Genomic DNA, 17,731 nt, shown 5'->3' on the forward strand with positions numbered 1-17,731 from the left:
CTCAATCCTCGAATTCGTCGAGCCAGACGGCCACGGCGGAAATGTTGTCGCGCCCGCCTCGCGAGAGTGCGCAGTCGACCAGGCTGTCGACGAGCGACGAAGGCGTCTTGTGGCGTCGACACTCCGCTTCGATGTCGGTGTCCGCCAGCTCCTTGTTGATGCCGTCCGAACACAGCACGAAGCCCATGCCCGGCTGACGACGAGTGATCACCCAGTCCATGTGCAGTTCTTCGTCCGCGCCGACGGCGCGCGTCAGTGCGCCGGCCATCGTGCTGGCGCCCATGTGGCCGATCCGGGTCACGTCGTCGCCCGCGCCATGCACGTGGTCGCGCGTGAGCTGACGGAGCCGGTCGTCGTCGAAGCAGTAGCCGCGGCTGTCGCCGGCCCAGCCGCAGGCAACCATCTCGCGCGCATGCACAAGCACCACCACGGTGGAGGCGATGACGTCGACGCGCCGCTCCCGTGCCGCATCCCGCAAGAGGTGGTTCACGGTGGTCATCTCGTCTTCGACGGCCTCGATCTGACCGGCCAGATCGCCGCGGAAACGCAGCGTGCCCAATCGACGGGTCACCATCTGGCTGGCGAAGTCGCCGGCGGTGTGTCCGCCGAGGCCATCGGCGACCACCCAAAGGCCCGGACCGTCGGCGAGCAGGATCGCGTCTTCGTTCAAACGGCGCACGCGGCCGGTCTCCGTCCGCCCGGCGGAAAGATACGGGCGCGTCATGCCGGCGCTCCATCGGCGAAGAGCCAGCCTTCCGCGTCGGCCCCAGGCAAGGTCGGCGCGACGTATCCTTTATGGTCGTGCCGCCAGAAGCCGACCCGATCGCGGGGCGAGTGGCCGCGGCGCAACGGGTCGGCCGGTACGCCCGCCGGATCGGGCAAACCGGCGATACACGCATCGAAGGCAACCAGGGGCTTGCCCTTCGCCGCCTCGCACGCCGCCTCCACCGCATCGAACCAGAGCGGCGCGGGCACGCGCGGCCATCCGCCCGGCAAGACATCCGTCGCGGCGGCAACGATCAGGGGATACACGCGACCCACGCTGTCCCGCGACGGCGCGAGGACGCCTACCCATGCCGACTCGCCGCATACGCCCGCGGCAAGCGCGAAGCGCCACGGCGGCGTAGCGAGGAAATCGGCCTCGCGCTGGCCGGCACGCTTCGCCAGACCCTCGGCAAGCCACGCGCTCACGGAAGCGTCCCAGCGATCGGTAAATGCCGAAGGCAATCGGCGCGACACGAAATCGCCCAACGAAGGCAGCTTGCCGAAGAAACCCGCCACGGTCCGCCGACTCATGCCGGACACCGGAAGCGGCGGACGCTGCTGTCGCCGAACGGATTGCGCACGCTGGCCGCGTCGATATCGACAACCGCCCGCGTGTCGCCGAAATCGAAGGTGGCGCCGAAGCGCGTGTCGGTCCGTCGTTGCAGGGCGGCAGCATCAAGGGCATGGAAGAGCCCCCACGGGCCCGGATAGACGAGCACCGGCAAGGCGCGGCCGGTGGCGTCCCATGCACTGATGCGCGTCAGTCCCGGCTTCGGTCCCGGCCAGTGCATCGCCACCGGGGCCACCGCTTCACCCGCCTTGTACTCGAAAACCTGGCCGTCCACTTCCACGGTCAGGCGGGAAAGCGTCTGGGGGTTCGCGGAAACGGTGAAGCCGACGTCCGGCTGTGGTCCATCGCGAAAGTAGACCTGCCGAATGGTGTCCGCGGCCTGCGCATCGGCAAGCATCGGCACACGCTGGCGGCGTCCGGCGTCGCCGCGCAGCGTCCACGTGGCTGCGGACGTATCCACGCTGCTCTCCAGCGACTGGCGGAAAAAGCGGTCGAAGCGGCCGTTCGGTGCGAACAGCGTGGCGAAATCCTGCAGTGGCACGTCGTTCCCGCTCTCCGGCGAGAACGGATAGCGACCGCCGACGATCGCTGCGCAATCGTTGCCCGCCGCCTGCCGGAAGGCCTGCCCGAGCGCGTCGGTGGCACTGGTCTGTGCCAGCGACTGGCTGCTGCCGAGGAGCCCGCCAATCCAGGCATCCAGTGGCGGGGGCAGGCGCGATGCTTCCTGCCTGGCGGCGAGGATGGACGGATCGGTCGCGCTGCCGCTGGCCGGATTCACCGACAGCAGCGCCCTGCTGACCTGCTCCAGGTCGGCCGTGATCCGGTCGAGCGGCGTCCCGCCGGCCGGCCCTTCGGTCAATTGGTCGAGCAAGGCAAAATGCTCCGCGATCGGTGCGTCGAACGGCGGCGAGCCCGCCGGCACCAGATGCGTCGTGTTGTCCCGCACCAGCGCAAGCAGCGCCTTGAGCGGGGACCCCGGGCCCGCGAGGCGCGACGCCACGCCGCTGGCCTGCTGCACGTTCGCCACCGGCTCGATGGACAGGTCGTTGATGAGTTCGTCCCACGCACGGATGTAGTCGTTGACGTAAAGCTCCCGCACACGTGCGATCAGCGCCGGTCGTTGCGGCAGATCGGTCGAGCGCGCTCCCAGTACCCAGTCTTCGGCCACGAAACGGTCGACAGCCGTGCCGATGGTGCCGCCGCCGTTACCGCCGGTGATCCGCGCGAACGCCGCACGGGTATAGAGCGCCGGCAACGGACGCGACAGCGGCGCGCCGCTCTTGCGCCGGAACACGTCGCCAAGCAGGCCAAGCGTGCGGTCGAGGCGGACGGCGCCATCGCCCGTTCCGTTCGCCAGCTTCACGTTGCTGTAGACAAGCGTGGCCAGATCGGCGGCGCGGAGCGAAGCACGCGCGGCATCGACAAGCGACGCATCGAGGGGCAACGCGCGCAGATGATCGCCGCCGTCGAACAGGATGCGCAGATGGTCTTCCATGGCCACGTCGAGGGCATCGTCGGCAGGAAGCACGGTACGCAAACGCTCGCCGATCAGGAGCAGAAGTTCCTCAGGGTTCCGATGGGCGGGCTCGCCGAGCATCAGATACCCCTTCAGAGCGTCGTACAGATGCTGCGGGTCGCCGGCGGCGCTGCGCACGCCGTCGCGGAACTGCATGGCCACGCCGGGAACCGCGCTGGCGTTGATTTCACGGATATAGGCATCGCGGACCTGTTCGCCGAGCGCATCGGCCTGGAAGAGGCCGAAGCGCATCGACAACGGGCGCACGCGTCTCATTTCGGCCACGGCCTTGTCCGCGCGCGCAATGATGTCCAGCCTCGAAAGCGCCTGGCCGTAGTACGCGCGAAGGTCGTCCGGCTGCGGGGCCGTATCGGGAAAACCGCGCACGAGGGCATCGATGCGCGCGAGGAGGTCGGCGTTCCGGCCATAGCTTGTCGCCATGCCCACGGTGAGTGCCGCGCAGGTCGCCGCCACGGCACCGAGCGCTGCCACTTCATACAGGCGCCGGCGTCGCAGTGCGGATGGATCCGCGCCGACGAAGCCGGCCTCGGGGAGGATGGTTTCCTTCAGCAGCCTTTCGACGAAATACGTGCGTGCCGGGCGTCGCTCGGGCGGCGAGGTATCCGACCGCAGACCGAACGAACGGCTCACCACGGCCAGCACGCGATCGATGGGCGTCCCTTCCTGCGTGCCCGACGTCAGGTACACGCCGCGCAGCACGGGCGAGCGTCCGTAGGCATGACGGGAGAAGACCTGCCGGACGAACGGCGACACCACCTCGTTGACGGCACGCAGCTGTTGGGGAAAGGAAAGGATCTGCGCACGGCGGCGCAGATCGCGTTCGTGGTGGATGCGTCCCGCCATCCGGAGGTCGATGCGCTCGATGAGCCCTTCGAAGGCCGTGGAGACGACGCCCGGCGCCGTCCCTTCCACGCTTTCGCGGGCGCGGAACGTCGTACCCCACACCTGTGCGCGGCCCACCGCATCCATGTCGTCGAAGAAGGCCGCGAAGCCGGCCGCCAGATCCATCTTGGTGAGCACGACGTAGACCGGCACGGCCACTCCGAGCCGATCGCCGATCTCATCCAGCCGCTCGCGCAGTCGCCGTGCATGGTGCTCGCGCTCCGCGGTGTGCATGCCCAATAGCTCGGGCACACTCACGGCCAGGAGCACGCCGTTGACCGGCCGCCGCCGCCGGTATCGCCGCAAGAGATCGAGGAAGCCCGCCCACGCCTGGGCATCGGCGCGCGGGTCGGAATCCTGCGTGGTGAAGCGGCCTGCCGTGTCGAGGAATACGGCCTGGTCGGTGAACCACCAGTCGCACAGCCGCGTGCCACCCACCCCGCCGACGGTGCGCTTGCCCCCATCGCCGTGCATGAGCGGAAAGTCGAGGCCCGAGTTTTCGAGCAGCGTGCTCTTGCCCGATCCGGGCGAACCCAGGATGAGATACCACGGCAGATTCTCCAGCGTGCCGCCGTCGGCCCTGCGCTTGCGCAAGGCCGCGAGTGCGTCCGCGAAACGCTTCCTGAGCTGCTCGCGTTCGTGACGGATGCGCGCATCCCGTTCGCCGTCGTGGACATCGTCGCGGGCGAGGTCGTCGCCGAACTGCTGTCCGCGCCTCGTGGCGAGCATGCGACGGGCGAGGAAGACGCAGACGGTGGCCAGGACGACGATGACGATGAGTCCCGCACGGGACGCCCCCGTCGCCAGGGGCTGGCTCGTGCCGATCCCCAGGTAGGGGCCGCCGAACCACACGATCAGCGATGCGAGCACGACGGCCGCCCCCGCCGGAACCCAGGGTTTGCGAAGCATGGCTTTCATCCAGCCTCCGGAATGAAAAGGATGTCGACGCGACGGTTGCGCGCACGGTTGGCCGGAAGGGACGGAGGGGTCGCCACGGGTTGCGAATCGCCTGCGCCACTGGTCTCGATGCGGCGGGGATCGGCGAGCTGCCGGGCGAGGATCGCGCCGACGTTCTTCGCGCGGGCCGTCGACAGTTCGAAGTTGTCCTTGAACCGCGTCGAGCGAATCGGCTGGTCGTCGGTATGACCCACCACCACGATGCGTCCGCGCAGACCGTCGAGCACCTTGCCGATGCGCCCGATCAGCGCCTCATCGTTCGCGGCGACATCGGCACCGCCCGAGGGGAACATGCCGGTCGCTGCCAGATGCAGCATGGAACGGCCGTCCGGGTTGTCTTCGACGGTGACCAGGCCGTTCCGGGCGTCGTCCCCCAACAGGTCGCGCAGTCGCGCCGGTGCAGGCGCCGGGGTGCCCGGCGTGGAAGGCAGCGGCACGCCGTGCAGACCGATGTCTGCAAGCGCGGCATTGGCAGGTGCACCCAGTCCGTTCAGACGGCTGTGCAGGAACACCCACACGCCACCGACGACGACAAGTCCGGCCAGCAGGGCAAGGCCCAGGGGCCACCCTCGACGGGACACCAGCGGCCGGTCGAGTCCCTGCCATTGCGTGGACAGGGTTTCCGGTGGCGTGCCGCGGTAGGTCCTGATGCGCGCGTAGACGTCCTCGCGTAGGTCGGCAAGACGCGCGAGGCCACCGGGCTCGACGAGATAGCGGCCACCGAAGCCCAGCGCCAGGCACAGGTACATCAGTTCGACGAGGTCGATGTGCCGTAGCATGTCTCGCGAGAGATGCTCGAGGATCAGGAAGAACTTCTCGCCACCGTAGGCTTCGCCGTGAAAGGTCACGAGCAACGTCTGCCGTTGCCAGCCCGTCTGCTCGCCCCAGGGCGCATCGAGGATGGATTCGTCGAGCATCGTGCACAGCACGTAGCGCGCGGTCATGGCCGCCTGGCGGTCGACGCCGGCGGCTTCCGCGGCGGCATCGAATCGTTTCACGGCGTCCACGCTGCGCTCGCGCAGCAGGCCGATGTCGGGCATGTCCACCGTGGTCCGCAACTGCGACGCAAGCAGCAGGATCGGATTGGCCGCGCGTACCAGGCGGTTGCCGCCGGCTTCGGGGAGCGGCGCGTCGGCGTCCGGTACCTGTGCCGGCCGCGGCGACCGGGCCGGAGATGTGGGGTACGCCGGTGCGGCCCGGACGACGGTGGCATCGTCGTCGATCGGCCTGCGGGAATCATGGGTCATCGATCAGTTCCTCACGGCCCAGAGCTCGAGCGCCAGGCCGTCAAAGCCGCTGCCGAAATGCAAGGCCACGCCGCCGGATGTCCGCAGCGTCTTCCACATGGGCGAACGGGTGTCGAGTTCGAAGTACTGGTAACCGGCGTGGTAAGGGATCTGGCGCGGCGCCGACCCCATGGTGGTCACCGCGACGCCGGGGAGCTGCAGGTTCACGAGGTCGCGGATCTTCTCGACGGGCCCGATCTTCGACTGCGTGGGCAGCCGCCGGCGCATGTCGTCGGAGGCGATGTCGGCCTTGGCCGCCAGGACGAACGCCGCGCTGTCCAACAGCGTCTTGTCCGGCAGCGTCCCTACCCACACCCCGTACTTCCGCTGCTGCAACGGAATGGATACGGCCGTCTGTTCCAGCACGGCGCTGAGGCTCGTCCGGAGCGAGGCGATCACCGGCTCGAACGACTCGCGCAGCCGCTCGTGCCGGTACGCGGGAAAGGTCTCGGCGCGTTTGCCCGGCAAGGTGAACGTCGCCAGTTCCCCGGCCATGACGAGCAGGAGGCGATAGAGGTCCTCCGGGTGCAGCAACGGGGCGTCCGCATGGTGCGCGAGCAGGGGCTGGTAACGGTTGACCAGTTGCAGCATCAGGAAATCGGAGATTTCCGCGGTGCTCGTGCGATCCATGCCGGCGACTCGATGAGCCAGTGCCTCGCCGCGTTGGTGGAGCATGCCAAGCAGCTCGGTAATGAACAGGGCGAGGCGCCGCGCCGCGCCGCAGGCCACGGCGGACGGGATGAATGCCTCGTCGAGGACCACGCGCCGGTCCGCCCGGCACTCCGTGACGTGTGCCAGCGGCAACTCCACCAGCCCCTCGCGCGACTGCACGCCGGCGACGAGCCGCGTCGCGAGCCCGCCCACCTCGAGCACGACACTGCCTGGCGTGCTTCCCGACGCATCGCTCACTTCCACGTCGCGCACGCGCAATCGTGCAAGCTGACCGGGCGCCATGACGTCCGGCCATGCACTCTCCGGTTGCGTGGGCGAACGCAGCGGCAGCGTCAGATAGACGGTCTGCTCGCGCCAGTCCGGCTGGATCTCCAACGGCGGCGGGCAATCGTCGCGGTCGGGCATGGAGAATGGCGTGCCGTCGGGAAACACGCCCCGGGCACGGCGGATGCCGAGCTTGCCGATGTCGAGCAGTTCGCGATCGAGTTCGAGCTCCTCGAATCCCCACGCATGGGCGCGCAACGTCGCCGCACGCAGCTCGACGTAGCGTTCCATGTAGCGGTCTTGCTGCTGCATGTGCTGGGGACGCAGGAAGAGCCCTTCGCTCCAGACGACCTTGTTGGAGTTACTCACAGGCGTCGCTCCCCCGCCGTGTCGCTTCGTCGGCCCCGCGCGAGTTGATCCTCGTAGGCGCGCGCGAACTCGTCACCGAAAAGGCGACGGAATCGCTCCTCGGGATCCTTGGCAAGGCGCTCGAAGTGCGCGCGGTAGCGCTCCCACGGGCCGTTGCCGCCTTGAAACCCGAAACGCGGCCGCCGCTTCGCATCCCCCGCTTCCTCGAACCGGCCGGGCTCGAACTGGCGCATGAGATCCTCGAAGGCCTCGCGCACGCCGGCCAGGAGGGCGACCTGGTGCACGCGGATGTCGTCCATCGCATCGGCGATGGCCGCACTGCCCGAGAGGAATGCGTCGCTGCCCGGAGCGAGGATGCGTGCCATGGCTTCGCTGGGCGTCGGTGCGAACTTGAGCGGATTGTTCTCCGTGCGCCGGATGAGGGTCGCCGGCATGCGGAAACCGTTCTTCAGTTCGGCCCGCGCGCGCAGCACGTCCATGACGCCTTCCAGCAAGGCAAGGAACAGCGGCTCCATGCCGCTCGGCTGTACCTGCGCCGACGCGGGTCGTTCTTCGCGGCCAGCCTGAGCGATCGACGGTGGTGCAGAGACCGGAGCAACCGGCGTGGAGGCCGTGGCCGGCATCGCGGGCGTCGTGGCGCCGACCGGCTCGATCTCTGCCGCGGTCGATGCCGGCATGGCGAACTGGCTGCGCGTGAGGTCCCAGTTCTCCGGCAGCACGGGTGGCTTTCTCGCCGTGTCGATGGACACCCCGGAAGCCTGGAACTGCGCGTGGACGGCGTGGCCGTGCGAGAACAGCGGCGAGGCCTCGTCGTTGGGCACGACGGCCCCACCACCGGCCGGCGACAGCCACGCCATCGGATCGAGCGAGGCCGCCGACGCCGACACCTTCGACGGCGATGCGAAGTCCGGCAGATCGGAGCGCGGGCCTGCGACGAACGGCAAGGTCGCCGCCGCGGTCCTGCCCGTCGGCTCGCCATCGGCGGCCGCGGCGTCGCGCTGTGCGGTGGCGGTGGTGTCCATGCCCGGCGTGTCGATCGCCACGTCGATGTCGATCGTATCGATGCGCAGGCGGTCGCCATCGACAAGCAGCACGGGTTCCCCGGCGTGCAGCGCGACACCATTCCGCAGCATGCCATTGGTGCTGCGGTCCTCGAGGAAGTACTGCCCGTTGAGGAATCGCACCTGCGCATGGAGGCGGGAGATACCCTTGGCGGCGAGTACCCAGTCGCACTGCTCGCCGCGGCCGATGGAGAGATCGGCGCCCTGTATCAGGCGGCTGCGCTCGGATGCGTGCGCGTCGGGGAGGGCGTCGGCGACGGTCAGGCGCAGCGTGGGTCGGATGTCGGCATCCATCAGGATTCCTCCGTGGGCAAGAGAGTGAGGCCCGTTTCGGCGAACGCGCGGCAGCAGGACGCGAAGACGGGAGACGACGCGGCGGCCAGCAACACCGCGCCCGCGGCCATGCGCGGCATCAGCGGGAGCGGCACGGGCCCGATCGCCTTGCCGGCGGCGTCGGTGAGGTTGCCGGTGCTCCAACCGGCGCCGGCCGCGAGCATCGGTCCGATGCCGACAAATCGCTGCCGCGCGGCGAAAGCGAGTGCCGATGCGCGATCTGTTTCGCGCCGATGGCGCAACCACGATTCGGCCAGCGTGAGGCCTTCGCCATCGACGGCGGAAAGCTGGCCCTCACGCACGCACTGGCATGCCCACGGCACCACGTACCCGCGGGGCAGCCAGCCAGCAAGCAGGCGCAACGCGGTGCCGGGCTGGCCCCCGTCGAGCAGGGCGCGAATGGCCTCGCCCGGGGGCGAACCGGGATGCAGCGTGGTCAATGACGCCGGCAGGATGCCCATGGCCTGGGCCACGTCGGGAAGGCTTGGGCGCGTCATGCGAGCAGCGGGGGTTTGCCGGTGAGCACCGCCGGCCCGAGTGTCGCGGTGAGGGTCAGGGCCGCACCGGCGGTCACCGCCACCGCCGCCGCTGCATTCACGTCGACGGCAGCAGCAGCGGTGACCGATACCGCCGCGCCCGCCGTGAGCGAGATGGCGGCCCCCGACGTGATCGACGTGGCCGCACCGGCGGCGAGGTTGATGGTGCCGGTGGCCGTGCTCCGCAGCATGGACCCCGTGACCTGGATCTGACCCGCGCTGTTCATGGTGATGCGCGCCAGACCGGTGACGAATTCGATTTCCTCGCCCGCTTCGATGCGCAGCCTGCGACCCACGTGCAAGGTATCGTCGCGGCCGACGGTATGCATGCGGTCGCGTTTGATCTCACCCGAGTGGTCGCGCTCGGCCTCCACGCGGAGGTCGCGCTGCGCATGCAGGAAAAGTTCTTCCTCGCCTTTCTTGTCCTCGAAGCGCAACTCGTTGGCGTCGCCGGGGCCGCCCATGAGGCTGCGGCTTACCACACCGCTCTTCGTGCGCTCGTCGGGCAGCGGGTAAGGCGGCATATGCTCCTGGTTGTAGACGCTGCCGATGATGAGCGGGCGATCCGGGTCGCCCTCGAGGAAGCTGACCACCACCTCCTGGCCGACACGGGGAATCTGGATCGCACCCCAGCGTTTGCCGGCCCACTGCGAGGCCACACGGACAGGGCACGACTGGTCGGAGTGCGGACGCGACGGCGTGTTCCAGAAGAACTGCACCTGCACCCGGCCGTACTTGTCGACCGCGATGTCCTCGTCCGCCGGCCCATGCACGAGCGCGGTCTGCAACCCATGGATCACGGGTCGAGGGGTAACCTGGGGCGACCGGTAAGGCTGTCGCCCGCGAATCGCCTGGAACGCGCAGGCAAACGGCGGCTCGCCCTCGTCGGCCTCGTTGCCGCCTGCCTGGTAATCGGGTTCCACGAGGCGGATATGCGTCGCCGTGACGAGGTATTCGTCGTTCGCCGCGGACAGCGGAAAGTCCGCCAGCCGGAACAGGCTGCCCGTCGCCATGCCGACGGCATCGGTGGTACCCGAAGACACCGCCTTGGCGACGTTCTGCGCGTCGATGCGCACCTGCGCATAGCGCCGGCCGTCGTCCATCCGCTGGGAAAAACCGGGACCGCCATACGGGAAATCGAATCCTTCGAGACGGGCGCCGGTGTAGCCTTCGACGCTGTCGCTTGGAGGTTCGTCGTTCAACAACGAAGCCCGCGGGCGCAGGTAGTCGTAGTCGTCCAGCTTTACCCGCGTGGGCCGGATGCCCCGCGCTATCGTCCATTCCGCAATGGACGCCGTCATGCGCGAACCGCGCTCCGAAGGCGGCACATAAGGAAGGGACTCGAAGCCCGGCACGGCCGCATGCGCGCCGAGCGCATCGGCAAGCACCATCGTGTGCACGCCATCGGCGTGCGTGAAGTAGTAATAGATGCCTTCCTGTTCCATCAGGCGGCTGATGAAGGCGAAACCGCTTTCGCGGTACTGCACGCAGTATTCGCGCGGCGGATAGTTCGCCGAGAGCCGCACACTCACGTCGGTGAAACCGAATTCGGAGAGCATCTGCCGAACGATGTCGGGCACGGAGACGTTCTTGAAGATGCGGCAGTCGGTTGCCTGGGTCAGCAGCCAGGCACGCGGAACCACGCGCAGCACATACGTCGCGTAACGCACGGTGTCGATGTTGACGAACGCGCCCTGCTCCGCTTCCGCCACCATGCCGTTGAAGTAGCGCACGAACCCCTGCGGTGTCGTGACCGTGACGGTGGCGGGCGTGCCGAGCAGGCCGCGAAGGTCGACCTGCACGTTCCTGCTCAGGGCCTCGATGCGATAGTCGAACAGGGACCCCAGGGATTCCCTGGCGGCCATGTTCGCGAAGAGCAACGCTGCACCCTCTTGCGTCTGCAGTGTGATGGCATGACTCACGTCAAGACCTCAGTCGGAAAGGCAGGCAGGCAACAGGTGAGGCCGTCGATGCCGGCCTCCGTAAGGCCCATGTCCGCAAGCTTCTTGTACTCGGGCCCCATGTCCATGCCGGAGCCGTTGAGGTGGTGCACCGCCCAATCCTTGCCGTCCTCCGTCGGGGCCAGACTGAATTGGACGCGATCCTTGCGCTCGGCACCTTGCTTCGACGTGCCGACGCGCTGGTACTCATGCAGGGTGTACTCCTGCCGCGTGACGAAGGTCACGCCATCGATGAGCGGTTGCACCGGCGCACCGCGGCGCGTCGTACGGTACCGAGGCTTTGCGGCCAGGAGTCGCACGTACCAATCCGAGAGCCCGCGATAGGTATCGGTGAACTCCTGCTTGCGCGAGCGCACTTCCTCGAAGAAGCGCTGTTCGTCGCCCTGGTCGATGGTCGTGCTTCTCGGGATGGGCGCACGGCCCGGCGCGGCGGGCTGGAATCGGCGGTCGGCGACCTTCGCCGCGCGGCGTTCGCTGTTCTTGTTCTGCGACATATGGTCGGTCTGGAACTTGAGCGTGAAGCCGAACTCGGTGGTGTGAGAGGAGGCGAGGCTATGGAGAACGATGAACGGAAACGGATTCCGCCGGTTCGGCTGCAGGGCCGAGGCCGCCGCGGAGAGCGCGATGAAGCGTGCGCGCACCACACCGTCGTCGAATCCGCCGGCGAGGAGCTGCCGGTCCTTCCGCCACGACGAGGCCCGAACGGTATCGGCCGCCCGCGTCAGCAAGGCATTGGTGTCGGGAAAATTCGCCCTCTCGTCCCATGGGGCCACGGCCAGGCGCTCCACCGGTCCACCGGCCTGCTTCTGTAGTTCCATCAGCAGTCCGTGCACGGCCTCCCATGCGGCATCGCCCACCTCCGCCTTCGACGTGCGGATCCACCCGCCGAAGAGTTCGAGGTCCAGCACGAGGGAAGCCGGTTCGCCCGGCGTCATGACGACGCCGCGTGTCTGGTGCACGAGGTACTCGAGGAATCTCATGGCGTTACTCCGTCGGTAGCGACATCGAAGCGATAGCCGAAGCCGCCATCGGCCACGGACACTTCCACGCGCTCGATCGTTTGGCCCTCAAGCGTGCGGCGCAGGAATTCGCGACTGATGTCGGGCAGCATCGTCTGGGTGAGAATCGCGTCGATCATGCGGCCACCGGATTCGGACTCCGTGCAGCGCGCCACCACGCGATCGACCACGTCGTCGCCATAGACGAACGGCACGCGGTAACGTGACTCCACCCGGCGGGCGACGCGATTCAGCTGCAGGCGAACGATGCGCGACAGCATGCCGGCATCCAGCGGGTAGTACGGCACGACGACAAGCCGGCCGAGCAGTGCCGGCGGAAAGACGTCCAGCAGGGGCCGGCGCAAGGCGGCCGCCATGGTATCGACGTCGGGGCGCACGCCGCTGGCGCAAAGCGTCTCGATGTCTCGCGTCCCCGCGTTCGTGGTCAACAGGATGAGCGTGTTGCGGAAGTCGATCGCCCTGCCCTCGCCGTCTTCCATCACGCCCTTGTCGAACACCTGGAAGAAGATCTCGTGCACATCCGGATGGGCCTTCTCCACCTCGTCGAGCAGCACGACGGAGTACGGTTTGCGACGGACCGCTTCGGTAAGCACACCGCCTTCGCCGTAGCCGACGTAGCCTGGCGGTGCGCCTTTGAGGGTCGATACCGTATGTGCTTCCTGGAATTCGCTCATGTTGATGGTGATGACGTTCTGGTCGCCGCCATACAGCGCTTCGGCCAGCGCGAGCGCCGTCTCCGTCTTGCCCACCCCCGAGGTGCCGGCGAGCATGAACACGCCGATCGGTTTATCCGGGTTGTCCAACCCGGCACGCGAGGTCTGGATGCGTCGGGCGATGGCCTCCATGGCGTGGTCCTGGCCGATGACCCGCTGCCCCATGAGCGCGGCGAGATTCATCACGGTTTCCGTCTCGCTGCGGACCATCCGTCCCACGGGTATGCCGGTCCAGTCGGCCACCACGGCCGCCACGGCCTGCGCATCGACCCACGGATGGATCAACGGGTGTTCGCCCTGCAACTCGGCCAACCGTTCCTGCAATGCGGCCAGTTCCTCGCGAATGGCGCCGACGTCGACCGTTTCGGGCTCCGCTTCGTCGCCGGCCGGGGCGAGAGCGCCCGCATTCGCGTTGCGCAGTGTCGCGCGCAAGGTCAGGATCTCGGTGACGAGGCTCGATTCCTCACCCCACGCGTGCTCGACGCGCGCCAGTTCGTTCCGTGCATCGCCAAGGGCCGCTTCCCTCGATGCGCGGCGTTCCGTCGTGTCCAGCCCTACCGCGGTCTCCCGCTCGATGACGGACATTTCCAGCGTGAGATGCTCGATGCGGCGACGTACCTCGGCCACTTTCGCGGGAACGGCGTGCAGGCTCACGGCCACGCGGGCACACGCCGTGTCGAGGAGGCTCACCGCCTTGTCGGGCAATTGCCGCGCGGGGATGTAACGATGCGAGAGTTGCACCGACGCCTCCACCGCCTCGTCCAGCACCTGCACGCCGTGATGCGATTCCATGACCCCGGCGATGCTGCGCAGCATGAGGATGCCTCGTGCTTCGTCGGGCTCGCCGACCTGCACTCTCTGGAAGCGGCGCGTGAGTGCCGGATCCTTCTCGATATGCTTCTTGTATTCGGCCCACGTCGTGGCGCCGATGGTGCGCAAGCCCCCACGGGCCAGCGCCGGCTTCAGCAGGTTGGCGGCGTCCCCTGTTCCGGCCGCGCCACCCGCACCCACCAGCGTATGCGCCTCGTCGATGAAGAGGACGACAGGGACCGCCGAGGCCAGCACCTCGTCGATGACATGGCGAAGGCGATCCTCGAACTCGCCCTTCATGCTGGCACCGGCCTGCAGCAGGCCGATGTCGAGAACACGCAGTTCCACGTCGCGAAGAGCCGGCGGAACGTCGCCTTCCACGATGCGCAACGCCAGCCCCTCCACGACGGCCGTCTTGCCCACGCCCGCCTCGCCCACGAGCATCGGATTGTTCTGTCGTCGGCGCATCAGCACGTCGACGACCTGGCGGATTTCGTCGTCGCGACCGACCACGGGATCGATCGCCCCGTCGCGCGCCTGCGCCGTCAGGTCCACCGTGTAGAGCTGCAACGCCTGTCGCTCGCCGGGCACGCCCACCGACGGCGCACCGGCGTCGCCGCCTGCCGCACGGAACCCGTCGGTCGGCGTCTGCCGGTCTTCGGGCGAGCCGGCGATGATCCCGGGCAGATCCTCGATGAGGCGCTCCGCGTTGAATCGCTCGAACTCTTTCGACATGGAGGTGAGCACATGGCGAAGACGGCGCGTGCGGAGCATCGCAGCCAGCAGGTAACCGGTACGCACCTGCGACTCGCCGAAGGTGAGCGTCGCGTAAACCCAGGCACGCTCGACTGCTTCTTCGATGTCGGCCGACAGGTCGCTCACCGCCGTGGCCCCGCCAGGCAGGCGTTCGATCGCGTCGGTCACGTCCCGCGCCAGGCGCGAGGGGTCGAGCGAGGCATGCCTTACGAGCCGGTGGAGGTCGGAGTCCGCCAGAGCGAGGATCTGCTGGAGCCAGTGCACCAGCTCCACCTCGCGGTTGCCGCGCAGGCGGCAAGCGACCGTGGCACCCTCGATGGCCGTGTACGCGAGACGGTTGAGCTTGCCGAACAGGGCCGTGCGGCTGATATCACTCACGATGTTTTCCTTTTTCGAAGGGAGAGGTCGGCCGGGGGGAAGAACACGGCGTCGTCGGCATCGGGACCGTCGTAGTGCCCCATCCACGCGGACTGGCCGAGGCGGCTGCCCGAGCCGAGATGGGTGCGTGGCACCTCATCGGCGCGGAGCACGAGTTGCACGTCCCACTCCAGTTCGTCGCTCGTGAACGTGCGCAGCAGCGCGCAAAGCGCCGGCAGCGCGTCGCCCCCGGGAAGCAGGCTGCGAAACGCGGCGTACGACAGGGGGCCGATGCGGAGACGGATGCCATGCTGTGCGCTCCTGACCGCCGCGCCGAGTACGGTGCCGTGCCCCAGCGCGCCGTTGCCATGCCCCAGCCGCAGGCGACTCTCGAACGGCAACGGCAACCAGCCGGGAACGAATTCGACGACGTGCGCGGGCAGGTCGAGCCAGGCGCCCACCATGGCCGAGAGACCCTCGGCACTGCGGGTCTGCACCAGGCGACCGGCCATGAAGCGTCGGAAGGCATCCGGCAGCGCGTCGCCATGCTGCAAGGCGCTGGCGGCGATGCCGGCAAAAGCGCCCATGTAAGTGGCGAACGCATCGTCGTCCGGGCGATCCATCTGCACGGCCGGCTGCGATTCCGCCCACGCGCGGTAGAACAGCGACAGCATGCGGTGATGGAAAATGTCCGCGAACGCCGTGAGGGTCCTGTCCGCCGCATGGTGCTCGCGGTCGAGCGTGTATTCGGTCAGATGCAGCGGCAACGCCCCATGCGGCCCCCACAGTCCCATGTGCAGGCTCGAGACCCCATAGGTCGCGCCATGCCGACGCACGGCACGAACAGTCGAAGGGGCGAAGTCCAGCGAGGGGGCATGCGAGAGGCGCAGCGGCTCCTCGGCCGGCCGCGCCGCGGTGCCGATGCGTGGACTGGCGGGAAACGCGCACTCGCTCCGGCGCAGCGCGTCGTACCAATCCGAGGCGCCCGCATCGCGTTGCAGCGCTTCGAACCACGCTACAGGATCGGACGCGTGCCGGACTGTGCCGTCCACCGGGCCACCTCGTTTCGTTCCAGGGAATGGAGCACGGTCTCGGTGAACGAATTCACCGATACGTGCCGCGCAAAGAAGTGCCGCATGACGCTGGCGAACACATAGGCCCCCACGCCCTCGAAGGCCCGGTCCTCGCAGGTCAGCGAGATCTCCAGCCCGCGGCCGAACGTGGCAGGCCCGGGGATCGGCAGGCGCCGGACGACAGGTGTCGAACGCACGGAACGCACACCCTCGATCTGCCGGCGTGCCGCCGCATCGAACGTATCGCTGTAGAGCGACAGCATCTCGCGCAGCGCGGCAGCGCCCTCTCCCTGATCGAGCAGGGAGAGGTAGTTGAGTTGCAGGTGGCTCACCAGCTGCCACGCACCCTGGGTATCGCTCATGGCCTCGCGCGGACGCGTCGGCCCGGCAAGGCAGCGGACACTGTGCACCGGAGCATCGGTGTCGAGGTGGAAGTCCGTCGCGCCCTTGCCGGTGGGCATGTGCAACGGCAGGTCGCGGTTGCTCGCCCACAGTTCGAGTCCGAGCTGGCGCAGGGAACTGGCATAAGGCGCCTGGCGACCGTCCATGAGCGAGAGGAATACCTCGCCACCGACGTAGCTCGATCGCGCCCCTTCGCGCCGCTGACGGTACGACAGCACCCGCGGCTCGCGGCGCAGCGTAAAGAATGCCGCCGAGGGGTTGTGCCACGTTCGCGCGTTGCCGGCATAGAACGGCAGGAAGGTCTGCTCGGGCTCCTGGCCGTCACCGAATCCCTGCACGCCGAAGACGTCGTGAACCTCGAAGTCCATCGGCCGCGTGCGGTCGGCAACGATATGGTGCTCGGCCTGGCCGTCGCGCAAATGCAGGCGATCGGCGCGACGCCGGAACAGGTTGATGGCCGGCGTGCAGTGGAGCCGGAACAACGACGCATTGACCGAAACCTCGAGCGCGGGCACCGCGCGATCGAGCCATACCACGAGGTCGAAGGCGCGCGCGGACGACCCGGCCAGTGCCTGCGCGAGCCCGGCAAAGGTCACGAAGGAGAAGCGCTGCGGGCAGGCGAAATATTCCTGGAGCAGCCGGTACCCGCTGAAGGAACGCTCGGACGCGGGCAACAGGGCTTCGTCGTCGCTGAAGCCAGCCTCACGAATGGCGGACGCCGCCAGGTGCGTCGCCCGTCCGTCGACCACCACGCTCAGGCCGAGCCGGTTGCCCAGTACCTGCTCGAGAACCTGTCCCGGCAGACTGTCGGCACCGTGAACGAAGACCTCGAGCTGGTCGATCCGGCAACCATCCAGTTGGGCACCGCCGGTAAGCCGCACCCGAAGGCGCAATGCGGCGCGAGGACGGAGGGAAGCAGGCACGGGCAGCCCGGCGGCCGACATGGCGGCGGGGCTCGCGAAATAGCGGCCCTCGTCCATGGCCAGGGGCCGCAGCGTGACGTCGTGCGCCGTGCGGAACTCGCAGGCCGTGCGCTCGCCGAAGCCGGGCTGTGCGCGGAGCGCGCTACCGCGAGGGACGACGTGCCCGGTGGGCGGGAGCGACTCGGCATCGTCCACCGTCATCTCGACCACGGCCATGGCCGGTGTCGGCTTGAGGAATTGTGGATAGAGCATCTGCAGCAGATGCTGCGTGAACACCGGATGTTGCGCATCGAGCTTCATGTGCACGCGCGCGGCCATGAAGGCGAAGCCCTCCAACAGGCGTTCGACATAAGGATCGGCGCATTCCATCCCCTCCATGCCCAGGCGGCCGGCGATCTTCGGATAGGCGCCTGCAAACTCCGCCCCCATGTGCCGGACGTGCTGCAGTTCCTGGCTGTAGTAGCGGAGGAGTTTCGGGTCCATG

Annotated in this window: 12 protein-coding genes; all 12 read right to left on the reverse strand. The window is 68.2% G+C overall.

Annotated features, from left to right (window positions below; genetic code table 11):
- Window position 1: 1 nt before the first annotated feature.
- The 12 genes from HBF26_RS00275 to tssF are packed head-to-tail and all read right to left on the reverse strand — an operon-like array spanning window position 2 to window position 17,730.
- Entirely contained in the window at window positions 2–724 is a 723-nt protein-coding gene (locus tag HBF26_RS00275) for a PP2C family protein-serine/threonine phosphatase (RefSeq protein ID WP_167121935.1), read from the reverse strand.
- Window positions 721–1,296, reverse strand: a complete 576-nt coding sequence (tagF, locus tag HBF26_RS00280) for a type VI secretion system-associated protein TagF (protein WP_167121936.1) — start codon at window positions 1,294–1,296, stop codon at window positions 721–723. The genes HBF26_RS00275 and tagF overlap by 4 nt, the downstream gene beginning before the upstream one ends.
- Window positions 1,293–4,673 (reverse strand): type VI secretion system membrane subunit TssM, encoded by a 3,381-nt coding sequence (gene tssM, locus HBF26_RS00285; protein ID WP_167121937.1) that lies wholly within the window; start codon window positions 4,671–4,673, stop codon window positions 1,293–1,295. Before tssM ends, tagF begins: the two co-directional genes overlap by 4 nt.
- Window positions 4,670–5,959: a type IVB secretion system protein IcmH/DotU gene (gene icmH, locus HBF26_RS00290; protein WP_167121938.1), complete on the reverse strand. Its 1,290-nt coding sequence runs from the start codon at window positions 5,957–5,959 to the stop codon at window positions 4,670–4,672. Before icmH ends, tssM begins: the two co-directional genes overlap by 4 nt.
- Window positions 5,960–5,962: 3 nt before the next feature.
- The gene (tssK, locus tag HBF26_RS00295; protein ID WP_167121939.1) at window positions 5,963–7,303 is read right to left on the reverse strand and encodes a type VI secretion system baseplate subunit TssK; all 1,341 of its coding nucleotides are present in this window, start codon (window positions 7,301–7,303) and stop codon (window positions 5,963–5,965) included.
- Entirely contained in the window at window positions 7,300–8,658 is a 1,359-nt protein-coding gene (tagH, locus tag HBF26_RS00300; RefSeq protein WP_167121940.1) for a type VI secretion system-associated FHA domain protein TagH, read from the reverse strand. Before tagH ends, tssK begins: the two co-directional genes overlap by 4 nt.
- Complete coding sequence (locus HBF26_RS00305; protein WP_167121941.1) at window positions 8,658–9,194, reverse strand: DUF6931 family protein; 537 nt, start codon at window positions 9,192–9,194, stop codon at window positions 8,658–8,660. The genes tagH and HBF26_RS00305 overlap by 1 nt, the downstream gene beginning before the upstream one ends.
- Entirely contained in the window at window positions 9,191–11,155 is a 1,965-nt protein-coding gene (gene tssI / locus HBF26_RS00310; RefSeq protein ID WP_167121942.1) for a type VI secretion system tip protein TssI/VgrG, read from the reverse strand. Before tssI ends, HBF26_RS00305 begins: the two co-directional genes overlap by 4 nt.
- Window positions 11,152–12,174: a hypothetical protein gene (locus HBF26_RS00315; RefSeq protein ID WP_167121943.1), complete on the reverse strand. Its 1,023-nt coding sequence runs from the start codon at window positions 12,172–12,174 to the stop codon at window positions 11,152–11,154. Before HBF26_RS00315 ends, tssI begins: the two co-directional genes overlap by 4 nt.
- A complete protein-coding gene (gene tssH / locus HBF26_RS00320) occupies window positions 12,171–14,870 on the reverse strand; it encodes a type VI secretion system ATPase TssH (RefSeq protein ID WP_167121945.1) in 2,700 nt (899 codons plus the stop codon). The genes HBF26_RS00315 and tssH overlap by 4 nt, the downstream gene beginning before the upstream one ends.
- Window positions 14,867–15,901: a type VI secretion system baseplate subunit TssG gene (gene tssG, locus HBF26_RS00325; protein WP_167121947.1), complete on the reverse strand. Its 1,035-nt coding sequence runs from the start codon at window positions 15,899–15,901 to the stop codon at window positions 14,867–14,869. Before tssG ends, tssH begins: the two co-directional genes overlap by 4 nt.
- A complete protein-coding gene (gene tssF / locus HBF26_RS00330) occupies window positions 15,865–17,730 on the reverse strand; it encodes a type VI secretion system baseplate subunit TssF (RefSeq protein ID WP_167121949.1) in 1,866 nt (621 codons plus the stop codon). The genes tssG and tssF overlap by 37 nt, the downstream gene beginning before the upstream one ends.
- Between the last annotated feature and the right edge of the window lies 1 nt (window position 17,731).

Origin of the sequence: Luteibacter jiangsuensis (genome assembly GCF_011742555.1) — a bacterium.
Classification (GTDB): domain Bacteria; phylum Pseudomonadota; class Gammaproteobacteria; order Xanthomonadales; family Rhodanobacteraceae; genus Luteibacter; species Luteibacter jiangsuensis.